General features: G+C 55.6%; 23 protein-coding genes, 1 tRNA gene and 1 pseudogene. 10 read left to right on the top strand and 15 right to left on the bottom strand.

Annotation, left to right across the window (positions count from 1 at the left end; all coding sequences use genetic code 11):
- Positions 1-136 precede the first annotated feature (136 nt).
- A complete protein-coding gene (locus tag ACN0VD_RS06610; protein ID WP_417592887.1) occupies positions 137-538 on the bottom strand; it encodes a c-type cytochrome in 402 nt (133 codons plus the stop codon).
- A 2-nt stretch (positions 539-540) separates the two neighbouring features.
- On the opposite strand from ACN0VD_RS06610, the gene ACN0VD_RS06605 reads away from it, so the two are divergent.
- Positions 541-711, top strand: coding sequence for a hypothetical protein (locus tag ACN0VD_RS06605; protein WP_417592885.1), 171 nt, complete (start codon positions 541-543; stop codon positions 709-711).
- A 254-nt stretch (positions 712-965) separates the two neighbouring features.
- Here ACN0VD_RS06605 and ACN0VD_RS06600 read toward each other — a convergent pair.
- Positions 966-1,051: transfer RNA gene (locus ACN0VD_RS06600), tRNA-Tyr, on the bottom strand.
- A gap of 135 nt (positions 1,052-1,186) precedes the next feature.
- On the opposite strand from ACN0VD_RS06600, the gene rlmB reads away from it, so the two are divergent.
- A complete protein-coding gene (rlmB, locus tag ACN0VD_RS06595; RefSeq protein ID WP_417592883.1) occupies positions 1,187-1,933 on the top strand; it encodes a 23S rRNA (guanosine(2251)-2'-O)-methyltransferase RlmB in 747 nt (248 codons plus the stop codon).
- Positions 1,934-1,935: 2 nt separating this feature from the next.
- The gene (locus ACN0VD_RS06590; protein WP_417592881.1) at positions 1,936-2,679 is read left to right on the top strand and encodes a hypothetical protein; all 744 of its coding nucleotides are present in this window, start codon (positions 1,936-1,938) and stop codon (positions 2,677-2,679) included.
- A gap of 69 nt (positions 2,680-2,748) precedes the next feature.
- On the opposite strand, the gene ACN0VD_RS06585 is transcribed toward ACN0VD_RS06590, so the two are convergent.
- Positions 2,749-3,066 (bottom strand): 2Fe-2S iron-sulfur cluster-binding protein, encoded by a 318-nt coding sequence (locus ACN0VD_RS06585; RefSeq protein WP_417592879.1) that lies wholly within the window; start codon positions 3,064-3,066, stop codon positions 2,749-2,751.
- A 94-nt stretch (positions 3,067-3,160) separates the two neighbouring features.
- On the opposite strand from ACN0VD_RS06585, the gene ACN0VD_RS06580 reads away from it, so the two are divergent.
- Complete coding sequence (locus ACN0VD_RS06580) at positions 3,161-3,778, top strand: DNA-3-methyladenine glycosylase family protein (protein ID WP_417592877.1); 618 nt, start codon at positions 3,161-3,163, stop codon at positions 3,776-3,778.
- Positions 3,779-3,783: 5 nt separating this feature from the next.
- Here ACN0VD_RS06580 and ACN0VD_RS06575 read toward each other — a convergent pair whose 3' ends face one another.
- The 4 genes from ACN0VD_RS06575 to ACN0VD_RS06560 are packed head-to-tail and all read right to left on the bottom strand — an operon-like array spanning position 3,784 to position 7,410.
- A complete protein-coding gene (locus ACN0VD_RS06575) occupies positions 3,784-4,560 on the bottom strand; it encodes an SDR family NAD(P)-dependent oxidoreductase (protein WP_417592875.1) in 777 nt (258 codons plus the stop codon).
- Positions 4,561-4,577: 17 nt separating this feature from the next.
- The gene (locus ACN0VD_RS06570; protein WP_417592873.1) at positions 4,578-5,108 is read right to left on the bottom strand and encodes a hypothetical protein; all 531 of its coding nucleotides are present in this window, start codon (positions 5,106-5,108) and stop codon (positions 4,578-4,580) included.
- Positions 5,105-6,640 carry an ABC transporter permease/substrate-binding protein gene (locus ACN0VD_RS06565; protein ID WP_417592871.1) on the bottom strand — a complete coding sequence of 512 codons (1,536 nt, stop codon included), beginning with the start codon at positions 6,638-6,640 and terminating at the stop codon, positions 5,105-5,107. Before ACN0VD_RS06565 ends, ACN0VD_RS06570 begins: the two co-directional genes overlap by 4 nt.
- Complete coding sequence (locus ACN0VD_RS06560; protein WP_417592869.1) at positions 6,637-7,410, bottom strand: ATP-binding cassette domain-containing protein; 774 nt, start codon at positions 7,408-7,410, stop codon at positions 6,637-6,639. The genes ACN0VD_RS06565 and ACN0VD_RS06560 overlap by 4 nt, the downstream gene beginning before the upstream one ends.
- A gap of 109 nt (positions 7,411-7,519) precedes the next feature.
- Between ACN0VD_RS06560 and ACN0VD_RS06555 the strand changes: the two genes are divergently transcribed.
- The gene (locus tag ACN0VD_RS06555) at positions 7,520-8,353 is read left to right on the top strand and encodes an SDR family oxidoreductase (protein WP_417592867.1); all 834 of its coding nucleotides are present in this window, start codon (positions 7,520-7,522) and stop codon (positions 8,351-8,353) included.
- A gap of 3 nt (positions 8,354-8,356) precedes the next feature.
- On the opposite strand, the pseudogene ACN0VD_RS06550 reads toward ACN0VD_RS06555, so the two are convergent.
- Positions 8,357-8,662 (bottom strand): annotated as a pseudogene (locus ACN0VD_RS06550) (4a-hydroxytetrahydrobiopterin dehydratase); the annotation flags it as partial.
- An 83-nt stretch (positions 8,663-8,745) separates the two neighbouring features.
- On the opposite strand from ACN0VD_RS06550, the gene ccmA reads away from it, so the two are divergent.
- Complete coding sequence (gene ccmA, locus ACN0VD_RS06545) at positions 8,746-9,333, top strand: heme ABC exporter ATP-binding protein CcmA (RefSeq protein WP_417592865.1); 588 nt, start codon at positions 8,746-8,748, stop codon at positions 9,331-9,333.
- Positions 9,333-9,980, top strand: a complete 648-nt coding sequence (locus ACN0VD_RS06540; RefSeq protein ID WP_417593082.1) for a heme exporter protein CcmB — start codon at positions 9,333-9,335, stop codon at positions 9,978-9,980. The genes ccmA and ACN0VD_RS06540 overlap by 1 nt, the downstream gene beginning before the upstream one ends.
- Positions 9,981-10,024: 44 nt before the next feature.
- Here ACN0VD_RS06540 and ACN0VD_RS06535 read toward each other — a convergent pair whose 3' ends face one another.
- From ACN0VD_RS06535 to ACN0VD_RS06505, 7 genes are all read right to left on the bottom strand, one after another.
- Positions 10,025-11,497 (bottom strand): methyl-accepting chemotaxis protein, encoded by a 1,473-nt coding sequence (locus tag ACN0VD_RS06535; RefSeq protein WP_417592863.1) that lies wholly within the window; start codon positions 11,495-11,497, stop codon positions 10,025-10,027.
- Positions 11,498-11,507: 10 nt separating this feature from the next.
- Complete coding sequence (locus ACN0VD_RS06530; RefSeq protein WP_417592861.1) at positions 11,508-13,028, bottom strand: putative bifunctional diguanylate cyclase/phosphodiesterase; 1,521 nt, start codon at positions 13,026-13,028, stop codon at positions 11,508-11,510.
- 103 nt (positions 13,029-13,131) lie between these two features.
- Positions 13,132-13,986, bottom strand: coding sequence for a CheR family methyltransferase (locus tag ACN0VD_RS06525; RefSeq protein WP_417592859.1), 855 nt, complete (start codon positions 13,984-13,986; stop codon positions 13,132-13,134).
- A complete protein-coding gene (gene cheB / locus ACN0VD_RS06520; RefSeq protein ID WP_417592857.1) occupies positions 13,977-15,083 on the bottom strand; it encodes a chemotaxis-specific protein-glutamate methyltransferase CheB in 1,107 nt (368 codons plus the stop codon). Before cheB ends, ACN0VD_RS06525 begins: the two co-directional genes overlap by 10 nt.
- A 10-nt stretch (positions 15,084-15,093) precedes the next feature.
- Positions 15,094-15,462: a response regulator gene (locus tag ACN0VD_RS06515; protein WP_417592856.1), complete on the bottom strand. Its 369-nt coding sequence runs from the start codon at positions 15,460-15,462 to the stop codon at positions 15,094-15,096.
- Between the two features lie 74 nt (positions 15,463-15,536).
- The gene (locus tag ACN0VD_RS06510) at positions 15,537-15,959 is read right to left on the bottom strand and encodes a chemotaxis protein CheW (RefSeq protein ID WP_417592854.1); all 423 of its coding nucleotides are present in this window, start codon (positions 15,957-15,959) and stop codon (positions 15,537-15,539) included.
- Positions 15,956-18,313, bottom strand: coding sequence for a chemotaxis protein CheA (locus ACN0VD_RS06505; protein WP_417592852.1), 2,358 nt, complete (start codon positions 18,311-18,313; stop codon positions 15,956-15,958). Before ACN0VD_RS06505 ends, ACN0VD_RS06510 begins: the two co-directional genes overlap by 4 nt.
- Positions 18,314-18,800: 487 nt before the next feature.
- On the opposite strand from ACN0VD_RS06505, the gene putA reads away from it, so the two are divergent.
- The 3 genes from putA to ACN0VD_RS06490 all read left to right on the top strand — a co-directional run bounded on the left by putA (position 18,801) and on the right by ACN0VD_RS06490 (position 24,235).
- The gene (gene putA / locus ACN0VD_RS06500; RefSeq protein WP_417592850.1) at positions 18,801-22,280 is read left to right on the top strand and encodes a bifunctional proline dehydrogenase/L-glutamate gamma-semialdehyde dehydrogenase PutA; all 3,480 of its coding nucleotides are present in this window, start codon (positions 18,801-18,803) and stop codon (positions 22,278-22,280) included.
- Between the two features lie 535 nt (positions 22,281-22,815).
- Positions 22,816-23,340, top strand: a complete 525-nt coding sequence (locus tag ACN0VD_RS06495; protein ID WP_417592848.1) for a hypothetical protein — start codon at positions 22,816-22,818, stop codon at positions 23,338-23,340.
- Between the two features lie 142 nt (positions 23,341-23,482).
- Positions 23,483-24,235: a hypothetical protein gene (locus tag ACN0VD_RS06490; protein WP_417592846.1), complete on the top strand. Its 753-nt coding sequence runs from the start codon at positions 23,483-23,485 to the stop codon at positions 24,233-24,235.
- Positions 24,236-24,271: the final 36 nt, after the last annotated feature.

Here is a 24,271-nt window from a genome sequence, read left to right as displayed (position 1 = left end):
CGATTTCGTCAATCGCAATCTATAATTGCGGCTGCAGAGGAGAGAGAGCGTTCTCTATTTTCCGACGCGCTTCATGCTTGCCAAATAACTCTCGCGGGGAAAAACAGTGCTGCAATAGGCTGGTCAGATAGCAATATTATTGAATCGCGGGCCTGTAATCCGGGCTTCTGAGCGTCAGCATATATGCCGCAAGATCATCAATCCGTTTCGCATCAATCTCAAAATCCATCTGTCCGGGATAATTGTGAGAATCGCGAAGCCAGGCCTTCAGGGTGTCGTCGGTCAGCCCTCTTGTATTGGCTATTGCTTCGAAACGGGGCGCACTGGCGTTCGGCGAGGCTTGTCCATCCATCACGTTGTGGCAACCGGCGCAGCGTGCCTGGGCAAATGCCAGCCCGTCGACTGCTGCATTGGCGTCTGAGCGGAATTCGGAACTATCGACGGTGGCATTGCTGTTCCCGCCGGTCTGCTTTGCGGGGGCTGTCGCACACCCGGCCATGCCAAGCGGAAGAATGGCGGCCAGAAAGAATAGTCGCATCGATGATTTTCCTAACAAGTGAGTTGTGCGAGCTTAAACAGATGCTGATGCTTGGCAATACGGAAATGACCGCATCGCGCTTTCCGGCAAGAAACCCTGTTGACGCTTTTGCCGCCGATTTCTGGTTGCTTAAGGATTGGCTGGGAGAGGACTTTGCCCGCCACGCCCTCTAAATAGGTCCTCATAGCATCGGGAAAATCCAAATGAGACAGTAGATCTTAAGTAATTTTTTGCCAACTGGCCTTAACCAGGGACTTGGCAAGATTGGGGGTTGGGTGCGACCCCCCTTCTACCCAATCTTGCTTTTTACCCTGCGCGCGTAACAAACGCAAAAATTCGGGCCCAGTGGTCAGAGCTGACATGATTTTCGAGACGTCCAGAAAGATCTGGAATCGCAAGCGCACCAAGGCGCTGACTATTGTGGGGATGGTGGACAGGATAGGATTCGAACCTATGTACGCTTACGCGGGCAGATTTACAGTCTGCTGCCTTTAACCACTCGGCCACCTGTCCATTTGGGTACCCAAGGCCGCCATCGGCGACAAGAGCGGCTCAATGACGAAGGGATGACAAACTGTCAATGCCTGCCCATTGAAATTTGCAGAAAAAAAGGCTGTCGGCAGCAGCCATAGCGTCTAGAGAGCAAATATGGCACGCAAGAACAGATCTATAAAGAAAACCGGCGGCGGTCTCAAATTCTGGGGACGGCATGCGGTAGAAGCCGCGCTCGACAATCCCAGACGGGTAATCAAGAAAATCTCGATCACGCGCGAGGCACTGGCAACGCTAGAGATTCCCGACGATATAGCCGTGGTAATCAGCGATGTCGCCGACCTCGGCCGGGTCATTCCGCGCGATGCCCCGCATCAGGGCATGGTTGCCGATGTCGATCCCCTGCCCGATATCTGGCTGGGCGATATTCTCGACGAGCCGACCAATCGACCGTTATTGCTCCTTGATCAAGTCACAGACCCACATAATGTCGGGGCAATATTGCGATCCGCAGCGGCTTTTGATGCCGCCGCAATCATCACCCAGGACCGCCATGCTCCACCCGAATCGGGAGTCCTGGCAAAATCGGCATCCGGAGCGCTTGAAATCGTTCCTTGGGTGCGGGTGGTCAACCTGTCCCGCGCACTAGAGGAAATCGCCGAAGCGGGCTATTGGCGGATCGGAATGGACGGCGATGCCGAGGATAATCTGGAAACCGCCATGGGTACCGGCAAGCTTGCCCTGGTCATGGGCGCAGAAGGCGAAGGGTTGAGGCAGAATGTCTCGGCCCATTGCGACGTGCTGGCGCGCTTGCCGATGAGCAGCAGGATGGAAAGCCTGAACGTATCCAACGCGGCGGCAATTGCTCTATATGCGGAATATACCAGAAAAGGGAGAGAATAGCCGTGGGAACAAATTGGAAATGGGCGCTGGCACTGGTCGCGCCCTTGCTATTGGCAGGCTGCCTGCTGATTCCGGGAAAGTTCGAGTCTCAATTGCGGTTGATGAACGACGGAACCTATAGTTTTACCTATAATGGGCAGATGCAATTGGCCGACGACAATGACAAGTCAATGCCATCCGAATCTGCGGACCCAGACAGTGAGTCGGGTGACATCGGACAAAAGCAATCTGACCCGAAAATGGCTGCAATGAACGAAATTTTTGGAGGCGCAGTGCCGGGCGACGACGCAGGCCTGAAAAAATTCGCCGCACAGCTCGCGAAATATGATGGTTGGAACAGGGTCGAATATGTCGGGGATAATCTATTCGAGGTCGAATATGCGATGAGCGGCACTTTCGACCAGATGTTCGCCTTTCCCACGATCCCGGGTGCCATCATGCAATTTCCATTCGTTCAGATCGTGCGGCGGAGCGGCGGTGAACTCGAAGTGCTGACACCGGCGATGGCCGGGCAGGCTTCACTGGCTGGTGCGATGGCACCCATGGTGATGGGCAGCAAAGCGCAGGACAAAAAACCTCAGCCAATTGACGGGACGTTCACCATCGTGACCGATGGCGAAGTGCTGGTGAACAACACCCAGGACGGACTGACCGTCACCGGTTCGACGAAAAATATGCGCTGGAAGGTGGATGGCACCACTGGCCCCGACGGTAGCCCGCGCGCGATCATCAAGTTGAAGCAATAAAAGCCGACGCATAAAAAAAAGGAGAGCCCGTAATGGGGCTCCCCTTTTTTTATAATATTTCGGAGAGAATCAGTCTTCTTCGGCGATCCGAACTTTCAGGCCATCGAGATCATCAGACAGTTCGATCTGGCAGCTAAGCCGTGAATATTCGTCACGGTGGTCGCTGCTTTCCAGCAGATCATCTTCGTCTTCGCTCATTTCCGGCAATTTGGCTTTCCACTCGGCGTCGATATGGACATGGCAGGTCGCGCAGGAGCAGCAGCCACCGCACAGCGCCAGCAGTTCATCAAAACCATTGTCGCGAATCGCCTCCATGACGCTGACTCCGCTATCGACGGAAACCGCTTTTTCTTCGCCATCGCGGCCGGTTACATGAATCGTTGGCATAGTTACCCCTTGGACTGACTGTTAATTGCAATTGGCGCACGCTATGTCTCGACCATCGAAAAGAATCAAGGGCCGAAACGAAGGCAGAAAACCGATGGGCCTATCAAAAGCAATGATCAAAGCCGGGCTGGATCATGTCAGCGCAATCGAACCGCGGCTGGCGGCGGCTGTCGCACAGTCCGGCTATCCCGAGCCCCGGATCCGGCCGGAGGGCTATGAGACGTTGCTGCGCACCATAGTCGGCCAGCAGGTTAGCGTGGCATCGGCGGCAGCGGTCTGGAACAAGCTGGAAGCGCTTCTGGGCGACAGCTGTCCTCCCGAAGCCCTGATTGCCACCGAATTTGAAGAATTGCGCGCCTGCGGATTGTCGCGCCAGAAACAGGGCTATGCCAGAAGCCTGGCCGAGCTGATCCTCTCCGGTGCTCTGGATCTGTCGAACCTGCCCGAGGACAATGAAGAGGCAATAGCGCTATTGACCAGGGTCAAGGGCATCGGCCGCTGGTCAGCGGAAATCTATCTGCTGTTTGCGCAGGGCCGCCCCGATATCTGGCCCGCCGGAGATCTGGCGATTCAGATCGGCGTTGGCAATTTCCTGGAACTCGCCGGGCGTCCGTCCGAAAAAGAGGTGCGCAAATATGCTGAATCCTGGTCGCCCCACCGGGGGGCCGTGGCGATTTTCACATGGCACCATTATCATGTGATGGTGATGTAGCAGCGCTAGATATCCAGCGGGTGGTTCCACCAGGCGGAATCGGTAAAGGCGCGCATATCGAGTTCGAACGTCCAGGCGGAACGATGCTGGTGCGCGATATGGAAATAGGTGTCGGCAATCGCGCTGGGCTCCATGATCTCGTCCTTGCCGTTGGCCTTGGCTTCCCGCAATTTTGCAAAGCGTTCCGGACCAAGCAGCTTGCCCAGCGTGTCCGGCGCATTGACCGAGCTGTCGATCACTATATGCGCGACATGGATATTCTTCGGCGCGAATTCGGCGTTGAGCGTCTGGCAGAGCATCCGGCGACCGCCCATGGCGGCGGCGTGGCTATGTTGCCCGGCATTGCCGCGCATCGCCGAGGTCGCTGAGGTCACGAGCAGCACCCCTCCCCCGCGTTCGACCATCTTCGGGAACAGCTTTTGCGCGACCCGGAATACACCGAGAGTGCCCATTCGCCAGCCCAGTTCAAAGGTCTTCTGCGGCGTGTCGGCCAGCGCCCGGTTGCCGATCTGCGCCCCGAGATTATAGACCACCACATTGATCGGGCCGATATCGGCCTCGATATCATCAATCAGTTTCTCGATCGCGCCCTCGTCCACCGCGTTGAGCAAATGGCCCGAGGCCTTGCCGCCGGCGGCTTCGATTTCGACCACCATCCGGTCGAGACCGTCCTGATCGCTGCGACGGCACAGGGCGACATGATAGCCGTCCTGTGCGAAACGCTTGCCGACATGACCGCCAATGCCGGCACCTGCCCCGATGATCATGCAAACGTCCGTCATAGCGCGCGCCTCTTTTGTTATTTCAGAAAGGGATTGAGCTTCATGACCTCTTCCATGAAGGATCGGGGTTTCTTCCAGTTGGCTGTTTTCAAATTGGTCTTGAGGTCCAGCGTCTTGATCACGTCGTTGATGAAATGCACGCAGTTGCGCTTGTTGAGACTATAGCTTTTCTGGGGAATATTCTGCCATTTTTTTACTACAGCCATTAGCCTCCGATATCTCGCATCGTCGACCTTGACGGTAAAATGCGAGTTGCTGGTGGCGATATATTTGGCCGATGGCGCCTTTACATGCCCCTTTACCGATCCGAATAATATGCCCGGCGATACGTTGATAGCGGTAAAGCCAAAACCGCTGTCGACCTTCGTACCATCCGCAAGTTCCCCCTTGGCAACAAAAAAAGCATGCGGGAAATTCTTGCCGAAATCATGCGAATAAAAAGTAACGTCCACGTCGGCGCGCGCCGCGACGGAAAAACTTGCCATTACGAACAATGCCGCCAAAGCAGCCATTCTCATCAGAGCTACAAAACCAGATTTCACGTTCATTCCTTCAACTTCCCGTTCAGCCAGCTTGCCGCCTGCCTTGGTGTTTTCTTGTCGTCCTTGCGATCGACCATATAATTGGCTTCCCGCATAACTTCCACTGTGATCGCACCGGTCAGCGGATTAAGTGCCGCGACAAATTTGTTATCGTTACCGCGCTTCGGGGCCAGCAGCATGATCGCTTCGTAGGAAGGCACTGCCCCTTTGGGATCTTCCAGTACAACAAAATTGTTCGCCGCTATCCTGCCGTCGGAGGAAAAGGCCGAAATGACGTCGACTTCACCGCTGGCCAGCGCCGGATACATGAAGGTCGGGCTAAACGACCGGGCGGCCTTAAAGCGAATCGGATAGGCATCCTGCACCATCTGCCACTCGGGCCGTTCGAGGAACTCGACATCGGTGCCGAAATTGAAATCGCTCGATACCCGGGCAAGGTCGTTAAGTGTTCTCAGCGTTTTTTCCCGCGCGTCTTCGCTCCTCACAGCAAAAGCATAAGTGTTTTCAAATCCCAGCGCGCCCAACATTTTGACATCATGATTGCTACTGGTCCACCGCGCGATCGTGTCGAGCATTGCCGTTTTCGGCTGGCTGTCGCTACGCTCCATCTGGTTGGTCCAGAGTGTGCCCGAATAGTCGACATAGACGTCAATATCGCCTTCCGACAGGGCTTGATAAACGACGGCGGACCCGAGGCCATCGCGGTAACGAACCGAATATCCCGCGTCTTTCAGCCGTGATCCGATCAACCGGGCGAGGATATATTGTTCGGAAAATCCCTTCGCTCCGATCACCACAATATTGTCGCGTGCGATCATCAGCGGCAGTGTCGCGATCAGCAAACCAGCGGCAATCAGGGCCATCCCCGCCCATGCCAATATCTTTCGCCGTTCACGGATGCCCCGCTCGATCAGTCCGAGCAATAGATCAACCGAAATCGCCAGAGCAGCGGAAAATAGACAACCAGTTAGCACCAGCGTCCAGTTCTGTGTCTGCAGGCCGGCAAAAATCAGATCGCCGAGACTGGGCTGGCCAACCGTGGTGGACAATGTCGCCGCACCGATGGTCCAAACCGCTGCGGTGCGAATACCGGCCATGATCGTCGGGGCGGCCAGTGGCGCTTCGACGAGATAGAGTTTCTGCCCCTTGGTCATGCCGAGACCGTCCGCCGCTTCGGCAACCGCCGGATCGACGCCCGATAATCCGGTGACCGCATTGCGCAAAATCGGTAGCAAGGCATAAAGCGTCAACGCGAGCAGCGCGGGCAGAAAACCGAAAGCCGATATCCCGCCGCCCAACAAGGCCGAAAGACCAAGGAGCAGCGGATAGAATAACGCCAGCAGGGCGAGACCCGGGATCGTCTGGACAAGACTGGCCACGGTCAGTGCCACTGCAGCAACTCTCGGTGACCGTGCTGCCCATATCGCCAGCGGCAGACAAATGATCATCGCGAGGAACAGCGCGGACACGCTAATCTGGACATGGGCGGCAAGCAGTTCCGGCACACGGGCAAATGCCTGTTTCCACGCTTCGTTCATGACGATTTTCCCAGCGCGATCAGATGTGCCGCCTGCGCGCGCGGAATGGCAACGAGCGCTTCGGCTTCTTCACCGACATTGCCGGATAGCAATTCGGCAGGGGTAGCATCCGCCCTGATCTGACCGCCTTCCATCACGAGAATGCGATCTGCCAGATAGAGCGCCTCGGCCATGTCATGGGTGACAAGGATCGTGGTCAGGCCCAGCTTTTCATGCAGCGCCTTGTACTGATCGGTGAGATTATCGCGAGTCACAGGATCCAGTGCGCCGAAGGGCTCGTCCATCAGCATCAGGCCGGGCCGCGTCGCCAGCGCCCTGGCGACACCGACGCGCTGCTGCTGGCCACCACTCAGCTGATCGGGCATGCGGGAAGCCATGTCCCGCGGCAATTCGACGAGATCGAGCAGTTCGCCCACCCGGGCTGCCCTGCCCTCCGCCTCGCCTGCAAGCTCCAGCCCGATCACAATATTGCGCGCAATCGTCATATGCGGGAACAGACCGATATTCTGAAAAACATAGCCGATCCGACGCCGCAGGATATGGGCATCGATCGAATCGACAGCGGCATCGCCGATCCGGATTGTACCGCTGGTCGGTTCGACAAGCCGGTTGATCATCTTGAGCAGGGTCGATTTCCCGGACCCCGACAACCCGACCAAAGCCACCAGACTGCCCGCCGCAATTTCCAGCGAGACCGAATCAACCGCACGGACCGTACCGTAATCGCGACTTACCTTGTCGAGACTAATAGAAGGACCGGAGACACGCATCGGGTTATATAGTGACGCCCTTTCATCTGCTTGTCCAACTTCGCTTGACGTCCGCGTCAAAAACCGCTCGAATGAACATCAATGTTAATAACGAGGTGGGAGCGGATTCATGGGCTATCAACGCGGACAAAAGACAATTTTCATCACCGGCGGGGCATCGGGGCTGGGCCGTGAAGTTGGCCGCTATTTTGCCGATAAGGGCTGGTTCATCGGTATCGCCGACGTCAATGAAGCGGGCATGGCCGAAACCGCGGCGCTTCTGCCGGAGGGCCAGAGCTCGATCCACAAGCTCGACGTAACTGATCGCGCCCAATGGAAACAGGCAGTCACCGATTTCGGTGCGGTCACCGGTGGCGCAATGCATGTTCTGTTCAACAACGCCGGCATTGGCGAAGGTGGGCCTATTCACGAAATGGACGACGCTGATATTGACCTGATGATCGCAATCAACCTCACCGGCGTTATCAGCGGCACGCGCGCCTGTTTCGAAATGCTGAAAAACACGCCGGACAGCTGCATCCTCTACACGGCCTCAGCGGCAGGTATTTACGGCGTAGCGGATCTCAGCGTCTACAGCGCAACCAAATTCGCGGTGCGCGGACTTGCCGAATCGCATGATATCGAGCTGCGCAAATTTGGTATCAAGTCACGTTCGCTGATGCCGGGCTTCATCGATACCAATATCATTTCCAATGTTGTGGAAGGTACCAATCAGAGCGGCAAGGAGCGTCTGGAAGAGGCGGGCGTCATGGTCAGCCCGGTTTCGATCATCGGTCCGGCGGCCTGGAACGCCGTACATGGTGATAAGGTCCACACACCGGTCAATAAAATGGCGAAGCAACTGGCTTTCGCGGCGCGCTGGATGCCCGGCCGCGTACGCAAGCAGTCTGTCAGTCTTGCCAGTAATCTGGGCGACGTACTGGCCGGATCAGAAGACCAATAGAGTCTAGGTGCAGCGCTCGATTAGTTCCGCCAGAGCCAAATCGCGCTGCGATAATCCGCCCTTTTCCCCCGCGTCGTGGGTGGTGAGCGTGATATCCACGCGGTTGTAGACATTGAACCATTCCGGGTGATGATCGGCCTTTTCCGCATGCAGGGCTACGCGGGTCATGAACGCAAAAGCTTCCGTGAAATCGGAAAATTTGAACGACCGGCTGATCGCATCACGCTTTGCGTCATATTCCCAGTCCGGGAGCTTCGCGAGAGCCACCTTGCGTTCATCATCGTTCAGTTGTGCCACCATATTTATTGCTCCTTGCTTGGCTTTCGCGCCAAATCATGTCTTAAGTCTGTGCGATGAACGATGGACAGTCAACCGGAAGCAAGGAACGGCTCTTGGCCGAAGCGATAAGTTGTAAGCGCGGCGGTCGGACATTGTTCCGCGACCTGACCTTTTCTCTTGAGCCGGGACAGGCAGGATTGCTCACCGGCCCCAATGGTGTTGGCAAATCCAGCCTGTTGCGTTTGCTCGCCGGTCTGCTCCAGCCCTCGGCAGGATCTTGTTCCGTGCCGGTGACCAAAGCTTTATGTGACGACAGGCTGGCGCTGGATGAACAACTGCCGCTGGAACAGGCATTGCGCTTCTGGGCCAGACTGGACGGTTGCGGACAGGACGATGTTGCATCAGCCATGGTACGAGCAGGCTTGGGCCATCTCGCAGAAGTGCCGGTGCGCTATTTCTCGACCGGGCAGAGACAGCGGGCCCGGCTTGCCCGAACTTATCTCACAGAGGCAAGATTGTGGCTGCTCGACGAGCCTGCCAATGGACTCGACAGCGACTCGGTCGATCAATTAGGGACGGTGCTGCAAAGCCATCTGGATGATGGCGGGATCATTCTTGCCGCCAGTCACATAGCCTTGCCAATCACCTTTGATTTCAACCTGAAGCTCGCGCCATTGGAAGATATGGAAGCATGTTTGTGATCGGCAGCATCGCCACGATCATCTGGCGTGACCTGCGGCAAAGCTATGCCAGCGGGGGGACCTGGTTACCGGTAATATTTTACCTCTCTGCTGCGACATTATTCCCCTTTGCCGTGGGACCGGACCGTGCGCTGCTATTGCAGACCGGCGGTGGGATTTTGTGGATCGCGGCATTATTGGCGACCTTGCTACCGCTGGACCGGCTCATCCAGCCCGATCTCGAAAACGGGGTTTATGATCAGATGATTGTACGCGGTTTGTCTGATGAAATAATCGCGGCAGCGAGAATGGTGTCGCACTGGCTCTCCTTTGGTCCCCCGCTGCTGCTTGCAGCCTTTCTCGCCAGCGGGCTGATGGGACTGGAAGGTCCGGCTCTTTGCACGCTGCTGGCAAGCCTGACGATTGCGACACCGGCTCTCGCGGGTCTCGCGGTAATGATCGCGGCGCTGACCGCTGGCCTTAAAGGGGCTGGTGCGCTGGGCGGATTGTTACTGGTTCCACTGGCTATTCCGCTGCTGATATTCGGGGCCGGGAGCCTTTCTACCCCGGGGAACAGCGCCTTGCTTTTCCTAGCCGCGATTTCGCTATTGCTCGTCGCCATCACCCCCTTCGCCGCCGGAGCGGCGCTGAGCGCGGTAAGGGAATAATATTATTGCACGCCGGGGTGCCTTAGCATCCTTGGCCAGGCCGGTTAATCGGTTGTGCCGTTCGACGGCGAGAAGAAATCCCACTCGCGGACGTAACCGAGGAACTGATCGACATGCTGGTTGAGTTTGGCGGCCTGTTTTTCCAGTTCCGTTGCAGACCCCAGTACCTGGGTGGCCGATTCACCGGTTGCACGCGACGTTTCTCTCACTTGGGCAATATTGTTTGAGACTTCCTCTGTTCCCTGTGCGGTCGCGTCAATGCTGCGCGCCAGATCCTGTCCTGCGACGGCCTGTTGGTCCACTGCGGCGGCTATCGAAACGGCTGTTGTTTCGAGTTTCTGGATTTGCGAACCGATGGATCGAAGCGCTTCCACGCTGGCACTGGTCGATTCCTGCATGGTGCCGATCTGATGAGCGACATCCTGGGTGGCCTTGCTGGTCTGTGAGGCCAGTTCCTTGACCTCGGAGGCGACGACCGCGAAACCACGTCCTGCTTCTCCGCCACGCGCCGCTTCGATTGAGGCATTGAGCGCCAGCAAATTGGTCCGGTGAGCAATGGTCTGGATGAGTTCCACAATCTGGCCGACCTGTTCGGCGGAGACTGCAAGCGCCGTCATCGTCATGTCGGCCTCTCCGGCGGCGTCTGCCGCCTTGCGCGCCAACTCGGCGGAACTGGACGCCTGGCGGCTGATCTCGCCAATAGACATGGCAAATTCATCGCTGGCCGCGGCGGCGGCGGTGACACCCTTGGACGCGTCTTCCATTGCCTTTGCAACATTGCGGGTCTGGGTAGAGGAAAGTTCCGCAGAGGACGCCATCGACGTCGCGGTTGACTGCAACTGGGCCGATGCAGCGGCTACGCTGCTGACCACATCGCTGATCGTATTTTCGAACTTGTCGGCCATGATCCGGATTTTTTTGCTTTGTGCGTCCCGCAGACGGTCCTGCTTCGCTTCATTTTCCTTTTCCCGTTCATAGGCTTGCTCACGCTCGCTGCGAACCTTCTGGAGCTGTACGGATGCACGGCGGAACACTTCAATCGAGCGCGCCATGTCTCCAATATCGTCTTTGCGTTCGACATAGGGGATTTCCATATCCATCTTGCCCTCGATAACATCCCACAACATGGGCACGAGCTTTTTGATGGCACCGGAGATATCTCTGCTAACGCGAACAATTGCAAAGATACCCCAACCCATGGTCAAGACCAAAATCAGGCCGAACATCATTTCAGCACGATCAACAATGGCCGAGATAGACGGCGCGTTGATGCCCTGCTTCACCAAATCCGCCTGAATCGCGTTCAGCGACAACCAGCCAACACCGAGCAACGCGACACCGAAAAGCGAATTCACGCCATGATAGATATTGAGCTTGGTCGCGACCGAACAATCAAGATATTTGTTCCAAAGGGAATTCGCTCGCTGGCTCGACAGCGACAACAGCATCTCGTTGGTTTCATTATGGGCCGACCTAAGATCTGGCTTTTCCGTTGAAGCGGTCGAAGCTGCGGTCATCTTATCTATCCTATCCGATTAACTTTGTTTGATCGTTTTGCGCATTTTGCTGATTAAGGTGATGGGTAATTTCATCGGGCGGCATTGCCTTAAAAAATAGCCAGCCCTGAATATGGTCGCAGCCGGCGATTCTAGCCAAATCCGCCTGCTGCTGGGTTTCAACGCCCTCGGCGGTAACCGCCATATTGAGCGCGCGCGCGACGCTGATGCTGGAGATCATCATTGCACGGGAGCCTTCATCTTCTCCCGCATCGACCACCAGAGAACGATCCAGTTTCAGTTTTTCAAAACGGAACATCCGCAGAAAACCGATGGAAGCATAGCCTGTGCCAAAATCATCCAGCGCGATATTGACACCAAAGCCCCTGATGACGTCGAGGGTACGTTCGGCCAGTACCGGATCCAGCACGAGACAGGTTTCGGTTATTTCCAGTTCCAGCCGCTCGGCCGGAAAGCCGGTTTCCTCCAGAATCTGTCCAAGCTGGATCGGAAATTCGACATCACGCAACTGCGCCGGGGAAATATTCACCGAGAGCGTGATATCGTCCCAGGCCAGCGCATCATTGCAAGCCTGGCGCAAAACCTTCAATCCTATGGGATTGATCAAACCGGATTCTTCAGCAATCGGAATAAAAACATCGGGGCCCATTGACTGACCGTCCGGACGCGCCCAGCGCAACAAGGATTCCACTGCAACAATTTTGGAGGTCTTGGCACAGACAAGAGGTTGATAATGCACGTAAAACTCGTCATTGGACAAGGCTCGACGCATCTCGCCGTCAATTTTCTGAGCGACCTCGCGGTTGCGGTCGAATTCAGGTTGATACCAGGTGCATCGCATCTTACCGTTGCGCTTGGACGTATACATCGCGACATCTGAACGGCGGAGGAGTTCCGAGGAATTTTGCCGGTCTTCGCCCCTGCTGCATGAAATGCCGATACTTGCCCCGATCACAATGCGGCGATCATCCACGATGATCGGTTTTTTAAACAGATCGATAAAGCTGCGCGAGATGCCTTCGACGATCGTACCGGCGAGCGATCCGGTCATCGCAATCGCAAATTCGTCGCCACCCAGGCGATAGCAACGGGCGTCATCGCCGCATAAATCTGCGAGCATGGCTGCACAATTTTTGATCACCTGATCGCCAACATTATGACCATATTGGTCATTAACCAGCTTGAAACCGTCAAGATCGATCAGCGCAATGGCCAATTCCGAATCTTTTGTACCATGGCGTTGAACATCAATATGTAACGCGCGCCGGTTCGGTAAGAGACTTAAACTGTCGGTCATCACAAGGCGTTCAAGATGGCCGACATAGACAGCGCCCAAGCGCGCGAAAACCAGCGCTGCAATGACAAAGGCCAAGGTGCCGCCCAAGATCAGCGGCGACGTCAACGGTATTGAAATCGCATCGTTAATTACAAGCAACAGAGCCAATGCGCCAAAGATCAACGTAAGCACGATCAGCGGCGTAAAAACCAGGCTTTGGGTGCTCCCACCCAATTGCTTCAGGTATTTCCTCACTCCAATATCCTCTTTAAGGGATAGTTGACAGTGCTTTACATCGTTATAGCTAAGGATTGATTAATGTTATTTTACATTCATTTACAATATTTCCGGTCCACTGCTAACGAACGCAAACTTCATATTGGTCTGCCAAATCGGACTTGACCGGGCGATAGAGTCCGATCCCTCCCTTGACCAACGCCAGTTCATCGGTGTGACCGATAATCGTTTCGCCGGCACCAAGCATGATCCAGCCATCAGGATGCAAAACCTCCATCAGCCGTGCAAAGGCGCGCTGACGGGTCTCTGAATCAAAATACAGGAGCACGTTCCGGCACAAGATGAGATCGAACGGTCTGATTGTAGACATCGGATCAAGCAGATTATGGACCCGGAACCGCATCAGCGCCCGCAAATCTTCATTGGCTTCCCAACCCATCGGCGTTTCATTGAAATGGGCCAGCATTTGCGAGACGGGCAGACCTCGTTGTATCTCGAATTGCGAATAGGTGCTGGCGCGGGCGGTCGCTATGGCTTCGTGGGATATATCTATTCCGGTGATGTCCAGTTTCCAACCGGCCCAGCGCGTCTTTTGTTCCAGCAACATCATGCCCAGTGACAGCGCTTCTTGTCCTGTCGAACATCCCGCACATAATATAGATAACGTTCTCTCGTCTTTGCGCTGCTTCGCAATCTGCGGCAGCACGTGGCGGGACAGTTGGTCAAACATCGCCCGATCACGAAAAAAATAGGTCTCGTTATTAAGCAGGGCTTCCACCACTTGTTGGGCCAAGTTCGAATAAGCAGGCTGGTCGAGCAGGCACACCAACTGATCGACATTGGATATGCCGATTTGCCGGAAAATACCTGAGAGCGCAGTACCGATTCGCCAGCTACGGTCTTCCGTAAGCTGCTGCCCCGTTCGGGCAGCCAGCAGATCGGCAATGATTTTTTGTGATCCGGCGTTCATGCCCATTTGGCAGCCACCCGACTGGAAAGAATACGGATTGCGAGTTCTTCGGGAGAAAGCATCGCCGACGCCAATCCGGCTTCGGCCACGGCACGCGGCATCCCCCAAACAGACGAAGTTTCTCTATTCTGCACCAAGATCGTTCCGCCCGCATCGACAACGCACCGGGCGCCGAGCACACCATCGCGCCCCATGCCAGACAGAATGATGCCGAGAACGGCCCCTTCGAAACATTTCGCCAGCGATTCCAGCATCGGATCGACCGACGGACAACAGCCGTTGGGCACCTGATACCGCGCGATACGTACGACCGGTTTCCCCTGCTTCAATTCAACGATGAGGTGCCCGTCACCGGGTGCAATCAGAATCTCGCCCGCAGTCACCGGCATGCCGTCTTTTGCAATTCGTGCTGTCCGGGAAGATGCGATTTCGATCTGGCGTGCGAAGACGGGAATAAAGCTGCTCGGCAGATGTTGGGAGATGAATATCGGCTGGTCGATATATTTGGGGAGATCAGTCAGCATCTGATTCATCGAATGGATGCCACCGGTAGACGCGCCAATGGCAATTGCTCTTGCCGGCTTTGACATCCTGTTGACTTTTGCGCGCACCTCATCGCTGCGAACGGCGCCGGGCCGGTTAATCTCGGACGACGAGATGCCGATAGCGCGGACACGTGCGGCAAGTTCACTGCGATAATCGGCCGTAAATTCGCTCGGCCGCGGCTTGAGAATAGTGTCGGCAGCGCCCATGGAAAGAGCCGCCACGGTAGCTTCTGCCCCCGTTGTCGTAAGCGAAGAAATGACAATCACCCGCGCGCCACCAGCGCGCGCCAGAATTTCCGGCAATGCAGCCAGACCACCCATGCCCGGCATTTCCAGGTCAAGCAGAATGACATCAACCTCGACCTGCGACAGTTTTTCAATCGCCTCCTCTGCGCAATTTGCCATTGCTGAAAGGACAAGATCGCCGGTTTGTTCGATCATCTTGTGCAGTACCGTGCGAGCAATCAGCGAGTCATCCACAATCATGACACGAATCATTCCTGCCTGTTTGTGATCGCCCTGCCCTTTACCAGCTTGATTGATGTCGGCCCCTGTCATGTCCTGGCCCTTAGTCAAACCCGACGATTTGAAGCTTTATTTGCAAGGTTTCGTGATCAAAGGGTTTCATGACATATTCATCCGCACCGGCAGTCATCGCCTCACGAATGTGACTGACATCGCTTTCGGTCGTACAAAAAACAATCTTGGGAATATGGCCTTTTGGCCGGGAACGCAGTTCCTTGATGAATTCAATGCCCGTCATAACCGGCATGTTCCAGTCCAGCAGGATCAGATCATAGACCGTCTCTTGACATTTTTCGAGACCGACAAGGCCATTTTCAGCATCGCTAACCTCGAAACCGAGCGACTCCAAAATATGGCGAGAGACCTTCCGGATCACACTCGCATCATCTACGATCAAACAGGTTTTAGTCATTTCGCTTCTCTCAATTATCGTAACAAGTTATCCACTAAGCCTGACCAAAGCCTTAATGCCTTTTTAAATGTAAATTATTGCAGATTATTGATGACCGCATCAATGTCGATCAGCATTGCCGGACCGATATCCGTTTCGATCAAGCCATCGGAAATTTTCGACCATATTTCTCCCGCTCCGCCTGGAACCGGCAGCGGCTCGACGAAGGCTTCCACGACATCTTCAACGGAATCGACAAGCAGTGCATAATCATGGCCCTCGAAATTGAGCACCGCAGCGGTCTTTTTGCCGTTGCGATAGATATCATTTTCCTCAATCACCTTTGCACAGTCGATTACCGTCAATGGCCGGCTGCGCAACGAACTGATTCCGACAATATGGGAAGGCGCTCCCGGAACGGGTGTGATCTTGTCCAGTTCGATAACCGAGTCGACTTCAAGCGCAGGCATCGCGATACGTTGCCCTGCAAGCTGGACCAGCAAAACCGACATGTTCATGAGGCTTTCCTCCGCGTTTCGTTCAAGGAAGCCAACAGGGTGCCGCGATCATAGCGATAGATGACGCCACCCTTGTGATCGGCTGCTTCTGGATCGTTGGTAAGAGTAATCACCTGACCGGCGTGCCGGGCTGCGGACGGTTGCGCACTCATGGTTATCGCGACATCGACAGCCTCGTTGCTATCTGCGCCCACTATTGTGTAACCCGCCGCCTCGACCATCGGCCGCAGGATCGACCGCACCCACGGATCATCGTCATCAATTTGGCAGGTTTTCGATATTGTCTTGTGGCTATGGCCCGCATGCTGTGCGAACAGCCAATGACAATCCAGCACTTCTACCGCCTCGCCATCATATAAGGTAACACCTTCAATTTCGCCTTTTTTCTCTTCCGGCATCACCGCGTTGGCAATGTGAATTGTATCAATGACATTCTGTATGGCGTAGGCGATCTGGTTTGTGCCATCACTGAATATCAACAGATTGGTCTCACCTTCGCCAAGGGCTCCACGGCTCGTCCCGGCGAGCGGATAGATTTCTCCGTCAATGACCACACGGGCACTGTCGTCTGAAATACGAATCGCGTCGCTGTCGACCGTTTCAATCCGGCTAACCGGGTCCATCCGGACGATATAACGTTTCCCGTCCAGCCCCAGAATGAGCAATGCGGAGACCGCTTCTGCTTCAACGGTTTTCTGTCGCTCCGCCAGTGCTGACCTTCGACTGCTCTTGCTGACGTCGCTGACCAGACCCTCCCGGTCGGCAATCGCACCAATATAAAGCATCAACACCAAACTTCCGTCATCAAGCAAAGAGCTGCCTGTATATAGCTTGGTTGCGGTAATCGCGGGTGGTAAAGGCTTGATCACCAGTTCCTGATGGTCGATCACCTCATCCACTGCCAGTCCGAACAAGTCGCCACCGGCCAGTCTGATCATCAACAACACGGAATTCTGTGGATCATCACATGTTTCAATATCCAGAATCCGCGCGAGAGAACAGCATCGCAAACGCTGTCCGAGAAATGTCACCAGCAGAGTGTCGCCCGCCTGATCAAATTCCAGAGACTGCGATTTGACACTGACAATCTCTTCCACATAGGAGCGCGGAATACCGAAGTTCTGATCGCCGACTTTTACGGTCAGGGCTGGAATGATACTGAGTGTCGCGGGCAGCAGCACGACCAGTCGTGTTCCTTCGCCCGGCTTGCTGCTGACGCGAATACTGCCGCCCAGACTTTCAATATTGGCGCGCACGACATCCATCCCGACGCCGCGGCCGGAAATTGACGTGACATTTTCTGCCGTTGAAATGCCCGGCTGAAAGATTAGCCCGATGCGATCATCTTCCGCCATGCTCGCGCATTCTTCAGCCGTGGCTATGCCAGCAGCGACAGCCCGACCGGACAGTTTCTCCGTATCTATACCCGCGCCATCATCGGTAATTGATATAAAGATGCTATTGCCAGTCTGACGTGCCGTCACATGGATCATACCATGTTTGTTTTTCCCTGCGGCAAGCCGCTCGGCGGGCGTTTCGATTCCATGATCGATCGCGTTGCGCAAAATATGCATCAACGGGTCGCGCAGCAACTCGATCAGTTCGCGATCGAGCTCCACCTGCCCCCCCTCAACGTCGATCATCACCTGTTTGCCCAGTTCCGCCGAAAGATCGCGAACAAGACGAGGCAGGGTAGCGAAGAGATTTTCCAGCCGCTGCATGCGCATCCTGGAAATATCCTCGCGCGCATCATCGACTATTGTGGAGAGTCGTTCGAACGTAGTGCTGACAATCGGATCGACATCCGTGTCGCGAAGAGCGCGGGCCAGTTCATTGCGGACGAGAACAATGTCAGATATCCCCGACATCACCCGATCGAGCAACGACACCGGCAGACGGATCGACCGGGCTGGCCTGACCGCGTTTTTCTTTTTGTCATCGATTAGCTGTGCCGCGACCAGGACATCTGCATCGATGCTTTTTTCTCCGTCCGGTTCAAGGGCCTGAATAAATTCTTCATCGCCATCAGCCGGGAACTCTTCACCAGCATCAATCGCATCAACCATCGCGACAATCCGGTCGATGGCTGCCAGGACGGCATTGATCAGACGGTCATCGGGTGTGCGCTGGCCGGCGCGAACCTGCGCCAGCGCGCCTTCGGCGGCATGGCCGAGCTTTTCAATGCGTGGCAGGTCAAAAAAGCCGCTGCTCCCTTTGACAGTATGGACGAAGCGGAAAATAGTATCCAGTCGGGCGCGGTCCGTGGGATCAGCCTCCCAGGTAACCAGTTCGCCTTGCATGGCTTCCAGCATTTCTCGCGTTTCCGCTATGAATTCTGCCAGCAAATCGTCCATATTCCCCCACCTCGAAGATATACTGCCACCAATTGCACGATGATGGTTGATGAACGGTTAAGATAAACAGCGACGGCCCTGCCTGATTGGCCAGCGGGACATGATCCGTGACCGTCTCCGATGACCCTGTCTATTATGGATATTGCTTCGGGTATGTGAAAATATATCTAGAATGGATGAGCCGCGGCATACAGAATCGGTAGCACCGGACATATGATTTCTCGCGAAGCAGATTCTGTTGGCGACGATTGCAGTGAGGCAAATCCGTTTCCTGCAACAGCATTGCGTCCCGATAATATATGAAAACCTAATCCTTCAAAATGATGCCAAATTCGGCAAGCAAATTGCGTCTTTGCGTTCCCCAGAATCTGGCGTTGCGTGTCATTGACCCAAGACGATAAATCGGCATAACCGAAAGAGCCGGAACGATAGCCTTTGCCACCCGTTTGTTCGTTTCCTCACACCCCTAATGTAGAAAAACCCGCTCATGAACGCACTGATCAACCACCGCGACAGAATCCGTGACCAACACCGCGCTGATGAAACGGAAACGCTCAATTATCTTATTGCCGAATATGCTCCCAGCGATGAAATGCGGGTCCGTATCAGGGAACGCGCCATTCAGGTTGTCAAGGAGGTTCGCAGTAAATCCGGCCCGACACTGACCGAAAGTTTTCTGAGCGAATACGGGCTGTCGACCGATGAGGGCCTTGCCTTGATGACATTGGCCGAGGCTCTCTTGCGGGTGCCGGACAATGAAACGATCGACGATCTGATCGAAGACAAGATTGGATCATCGAACTGGCGCGACCATATCCGTAAATCGGACAGCGCGCTGGTCAACGCTTCGACCTATGCGCTCAATATGACCCACAGCGTGATCCACGAGCCGGAAACGCGCGGGCCATTGGAAGCCATTCGCGGTGCCATCAAGCGGCTTGGCGAACCGGTTATCCGAGCGGCTGTCCGCCGGGCGATGAAAGAATTGGGCAACCAGTTTGTACTGGGTGAAAATATGGAACTGGCGCTCAAACGGGCCGACAAATGGAAGGCCCAAGGCGCGACATTCTCCTATGACATGCTCGGCGAAGCAGCGATTACACAGGAGGATTCCGATCGTTATTTTGCCGCCTATTCCGATGCAATCGATACCATCGCGAAAGTTGCCAAACCCGGAGACATGCGTGACAATCCGGGGCTATCTATCAAATTGTCGGCGCTCTATCCCCGCTATGAAATGAGCCAGCAGGCCAAGGCGATACCGGCTCTGGCCGATCGCGTCGGTGAACTCGCGCGAGCGGCTCGCGATGCCAATATCGGACTCAATATCGATGCCGAAGAAGCCTATCGCCTTGGCCTGTCGCTCGATATGATCGAAATGGTCCTGAGCGACCCGCGGCTGGCAGGATGGGACGGTTTCGGAGTGGTCGTGCAAGCGTTCGGGAAACGCGCCAGCAATGTCATCGACTGGCTCTATACGCTGGCCAACCAGCTCGATCGCAAGATCATGGTGCGGTTGGTCAAGGGCGCCTATTGGGACAGCGAGATCAAGCGCGCACAGATGGACGGAGTGCCCGATTTTCCCGTATTCACCACCAAATCGGCGACCGATATCAGCTATATCTGCTGTGCGGCGCAATTGTTGAAAATGACCGACCGCATCTATCCGCAATTTGCCACTCACAACGCCCATAGCGTTGCCGCGATACTGGAGATGGCGGGCAACGCGCAGGATTATGAATTCCAGCGCCTTCACGGCATGGGCGAGACGCTCCACGAAGCGCTTCTCCGCAAGGAGCAAGTGCGTTCGAGAATCTATGCGCCGGTCGGAAAACATCGCGAATTGCTGGCCTATCTGGTGCGCCGTCTGCTCGAAAATGGCGCAAACTCATCATTTGTGAACCAGTTGGCCAATCATGCGGTTGCGGCGGAGGATATCGCAACCGATCCCTTTGATGCCTTGGCCGCCGATCAGGCAGCAAACCGGGAAAAAATCCGTAACCCGATCAAGCTTTACGCACCGGAGCGCGTAAACTCACGCGGATGGGATTTGGCCAATCGTCAGGATTTGAACGACTATACGTCGCAGCGTGCGCCGTTTGCCGAGAAATTATGGCGATCATCGGCACTGACCGTGCGCGAGATTATCAGCGGTGAATCGCACAAGATCTTCAACCCGGCGATCATTGAGAATCAGGTGGGCGAAGTTATCGAGGCAGATGCCGCTCAGGCCGTGGCTGCAATCGAAGATGCGCAGATATGGGACGCGCCAGCGAAAAAGCGCGCGGACGTCCTGCGCCGCGCATCCGACCTGTTTGAAAACCATCATGGTGAAATTTTCGCACTATTGGCACGCGAAGCGGGCAAGACCCAGTTTGATACGATTGCCGAATTGCGCGAAGCGGTCGATTTCCTGCGCTACTACGCGGTGCAATCTGAACAATATGGCGACGCAAGACCACGCGGCATCATCACCTGCATTTCGCCCTGGAACTTCCCGCTGGCCATCTTCACCGGGCAGGTCGCCGCGGCTCTGGCTGCGGGCAACGCGGTACTCGCAAAACCCGCCGACCCGACACCGCTGATTGCGGCACTGGCGACCAATTTGCTGCACGAGGCAGGCGTACCTGTCTCTGCACTCCAGTTGCTCCCGGGCGCAGGCGCAACCGTAGGCGCCGCGCTGACCAGCGATCCCCGGATCAGCGGCGTTTGTTTTACCGGCTCGACGGCAACAGCACAGGCGATCAATCGGGCGATGGCGGAAAAGGGCCAGCCCGATGCGATGATGATCGCCGAAACAGGCGGCCTCAACTGTATGATCGTCGATTCAACCGCTCTCCCCGAACAATCAGTGCGTGATATTGTGACTTCGGCATTCCAGTCCGCGGGGCAGCGCTGCTCCGCATTGCGCATGCTCTATATACATGAGGATATTGCCGAACCGTTCCTGAAAATGCTGGGCGGTGCGATGGATGCGCTCGAACTGGGCAGCCCGTGGTGGCTATCGACCGATATTGGTCCCGTTATTGATCAAGCCGCGCATGACAAAATTAGCGCGCATATCGACAAAGCCCGGCTGGACGGCCGGTTGGTCAAGCAGCTCGGGGTACCGGACGGCGGCTATTTTGTCGGACCAGCGGTGATCAAGGTCAAGGGCATCAATGATCTCGAGGAAGAGATTTTCGGCCCCGTCCTGCACGTCGCGACGTTCAGCAATGATGATTTGCCACAGATTGTGCATGATATTAACGGGCGCGGCTATGGCCTGACCTTTGGTCTCCAAACCCGGATCGAACGCCGGATCGACAAACTCACCGCCGCGCTGCACGTTGGCAATATCTATGTGAACCGCAACCAGGTCGGGGCGGTAGTCGGGTCCCAACCCTTTGGCGGAGAAGGACTGTCCGGGACGGGCCCGAAGGCCGGCGGCCCCCATTATCTGCCGCGTTTTTATGCCAGCGACAATCCCTCGTCGCCGATCGCGAGCGGCACGTATCTGACAAATGGTGACGTGCAATCGGCCCTGGACGCATTGCCTGCGGTCGGCAGCGCAGCGCTCTCGGCGACCGAAATGCCGGGACCCACGGGCGAGTCCAATATATTGTCAACTTTCCCCCGGGGCGTTGTCCTGTGTCTCGGCCCCAGTGCGGCCGAAGCGCGGCAGCAGGCAGAGGTGGCACGCAAATCGGGTTGTCAGCCCCTTGTTGTCGCGCCGCTTGCTTCGGGCGAACAGGCACTGGACGGATGGTTGCCTCGTGAGCAGCTGGGCGAATTGCAGGGATTCGATGCCGTGGTGTGCTGGAGCGATAGCGAAGACCAACGGGCAATTCGCAAAGCCCTCGCCGCGCGTGATGGAGCGCTGATCCCGTTGATTTCCGAACGGGATTTTGCGGACCGTTGCGTAATCGAACGCCATGTCTGCATCGATACAACCGCCGCCGGCGGGAATGTTTCGCTGCTGGCATGATCTGATCGGCTTGGCGGGGGCCGGAGCGCTTTACGCGTTTTGCCCCGGTAGCCAACGGGCGCGCTATTGCTTCTGCCGCGAACCATGTTCGGCGGAAAGAACCCATTTATAATATCGCAAGAAGTGATTCTGATCGCCTACAGGCCGTCACACAACGAAAAATGGCCCCAAAATGGTGTATTTTCCGGCGGAGAATGCTCGATATGGTTAAGAAAACCGGTAAGATTTGGCATCTCCGCGTCCCAATTATAGACACTGCATTGGATCGGAACGTGGCTTGAAATGCCGCCGTTTACCATCGGAAGCGTGAGAAAATAACGGCTTACAGAGGGCAAGCGCTTATTTTACAAGTGAAAATATTGTGATATTCGTAACTTTCCCATTTGTCAGGCGCGGAAGCAAAGTGTATTAACTCCTTATTAACGAAATCGGGAGTGAGTCGGGTCGCGGCTTCCAGAACGAGAACGCAACATGTCAACGGATTTCTAGGGGTTAGAAATCCGTTCGCGCAGGTTGGGTTTTTAGGGGCAAGATTATGCGAGTCATATTTTCCATATTAGCTGCAATGGCATTGGCCACGCCTGCTGGCGCCCATGAAATCGACAACGCAAAATCCATCGATATCGCCGTCAGCGGTTCGATCAAAGAATATTGTTCCATGGGCGGCATCGCGAACATGGATTTCGGCAATCTCGAACGACGCGGCCTAAACCGCACAGCGCAAGTCGCCTTCAATTGCAACCTGCCATTCACAATGACCATCAACGGCGAGCGGGGTGCGTTGACCCACAGCACGATGCCAGGTGGTCAGGGCCCCTTTAGCGGCCAGCTTCCCTATTCCCTTGTTGTTGAGATGCCCGTGCGCCACCCGGCCACGCAAATGCTCAGCCAAACTTTTTCAAGCCGTCAGCTTATGGCTGGTGGCGTGATTTCCAGCAACGGCGGCATCGCCACGGACGGTATGGTTCTGGGCGTCGAGCTCGGCATACCTTCGGGTGAGGCCGGATTGCTGGCTGGAGATTATTCGGAGATGATCACGATCACGGTTTCTCCGATCTGAGCTTCGTTTGCGGCGTGGGCCGCGGACGGATTTACGCCGGGAGAGCAGGCATCGATGCTCCTCTGGTTCATGACCCAACCGATGCGAACTTGAGACCGTATTCCGCTTAATGGGGGACGGTTTAACAAAAGGAAGTATGATTATGAAAAATATCCTTTGCGGCGCAGCTGCCGCTCTCGCTCTTGCCGTCGCTGCGGCACCTGCTTCGGCACAGACAAGTGAACGTCACTATGCCGGTACGGCTTTTGGTGGCTACACCATCACCAATCCTGGCTTTTTCGGCACTCTCGCTGGTGAACTCGGCGTAGCTACGCAGGTTGGCACACGCTATCGCGCTCAAGCTGATGCACCTAGCGACACCGAAACCGCGACACCAGTCGTTGATGTCGTGTTCACGCTGAGTGGCTCGGTCAACAAGGATTGCTCCTTCTACTCGGGCAACAACTCAAACGCACGTAACATCGACTTTGGTGTTATCGGCGTTCGCACCGGCGACAACGAAAACGTCAACAATGCATTCGAAATGGTCGGCCCTGCAGTCGCCAACATCGATACGTTGACCGCTGGCTGCAACTTCAACAACAATGTTGAAATCGCCAAGGACGACATTCGTGGTCTCGTAAACACTGCTCCAGGTGGCTATGACACGAACGAATTCCAGGCAAACATTCCTTACGAAGTTGCTGCAAGCTGGACCGGCGTTGCGCTTAACGCTCAGGTTGCTGGATCGCCTCAGTCGCTGACCGTCGGAACCTCTGCAAATGCTGGTACGAAACAGCAGGGTGCATGGCGTTCGCGTATGGACATCGACATCACTGCTCCAGTCGTAACCGGCAAAGGCCTGGTCGCTGGCGATTATAGCGGTACCACGACCCTGACGCTTCGTGCGCTCTAAATCGTAAATGAACTGATCGAGAAAGGGGGAGGAGTA

This window comes from Parasphingorhabdus sp., assembly GCF_048267785.1.
GTDB lineage: Bacteria > Pseudomonadota > Alphaproteobacteria > Sphingomonadales > Sphingomonadaceae > Parasphingorhabdus.
Note: the sequence above shows the minus strand (reverse complement) of the source record. Positions and strands in the feature narration are given on the sequence as shown.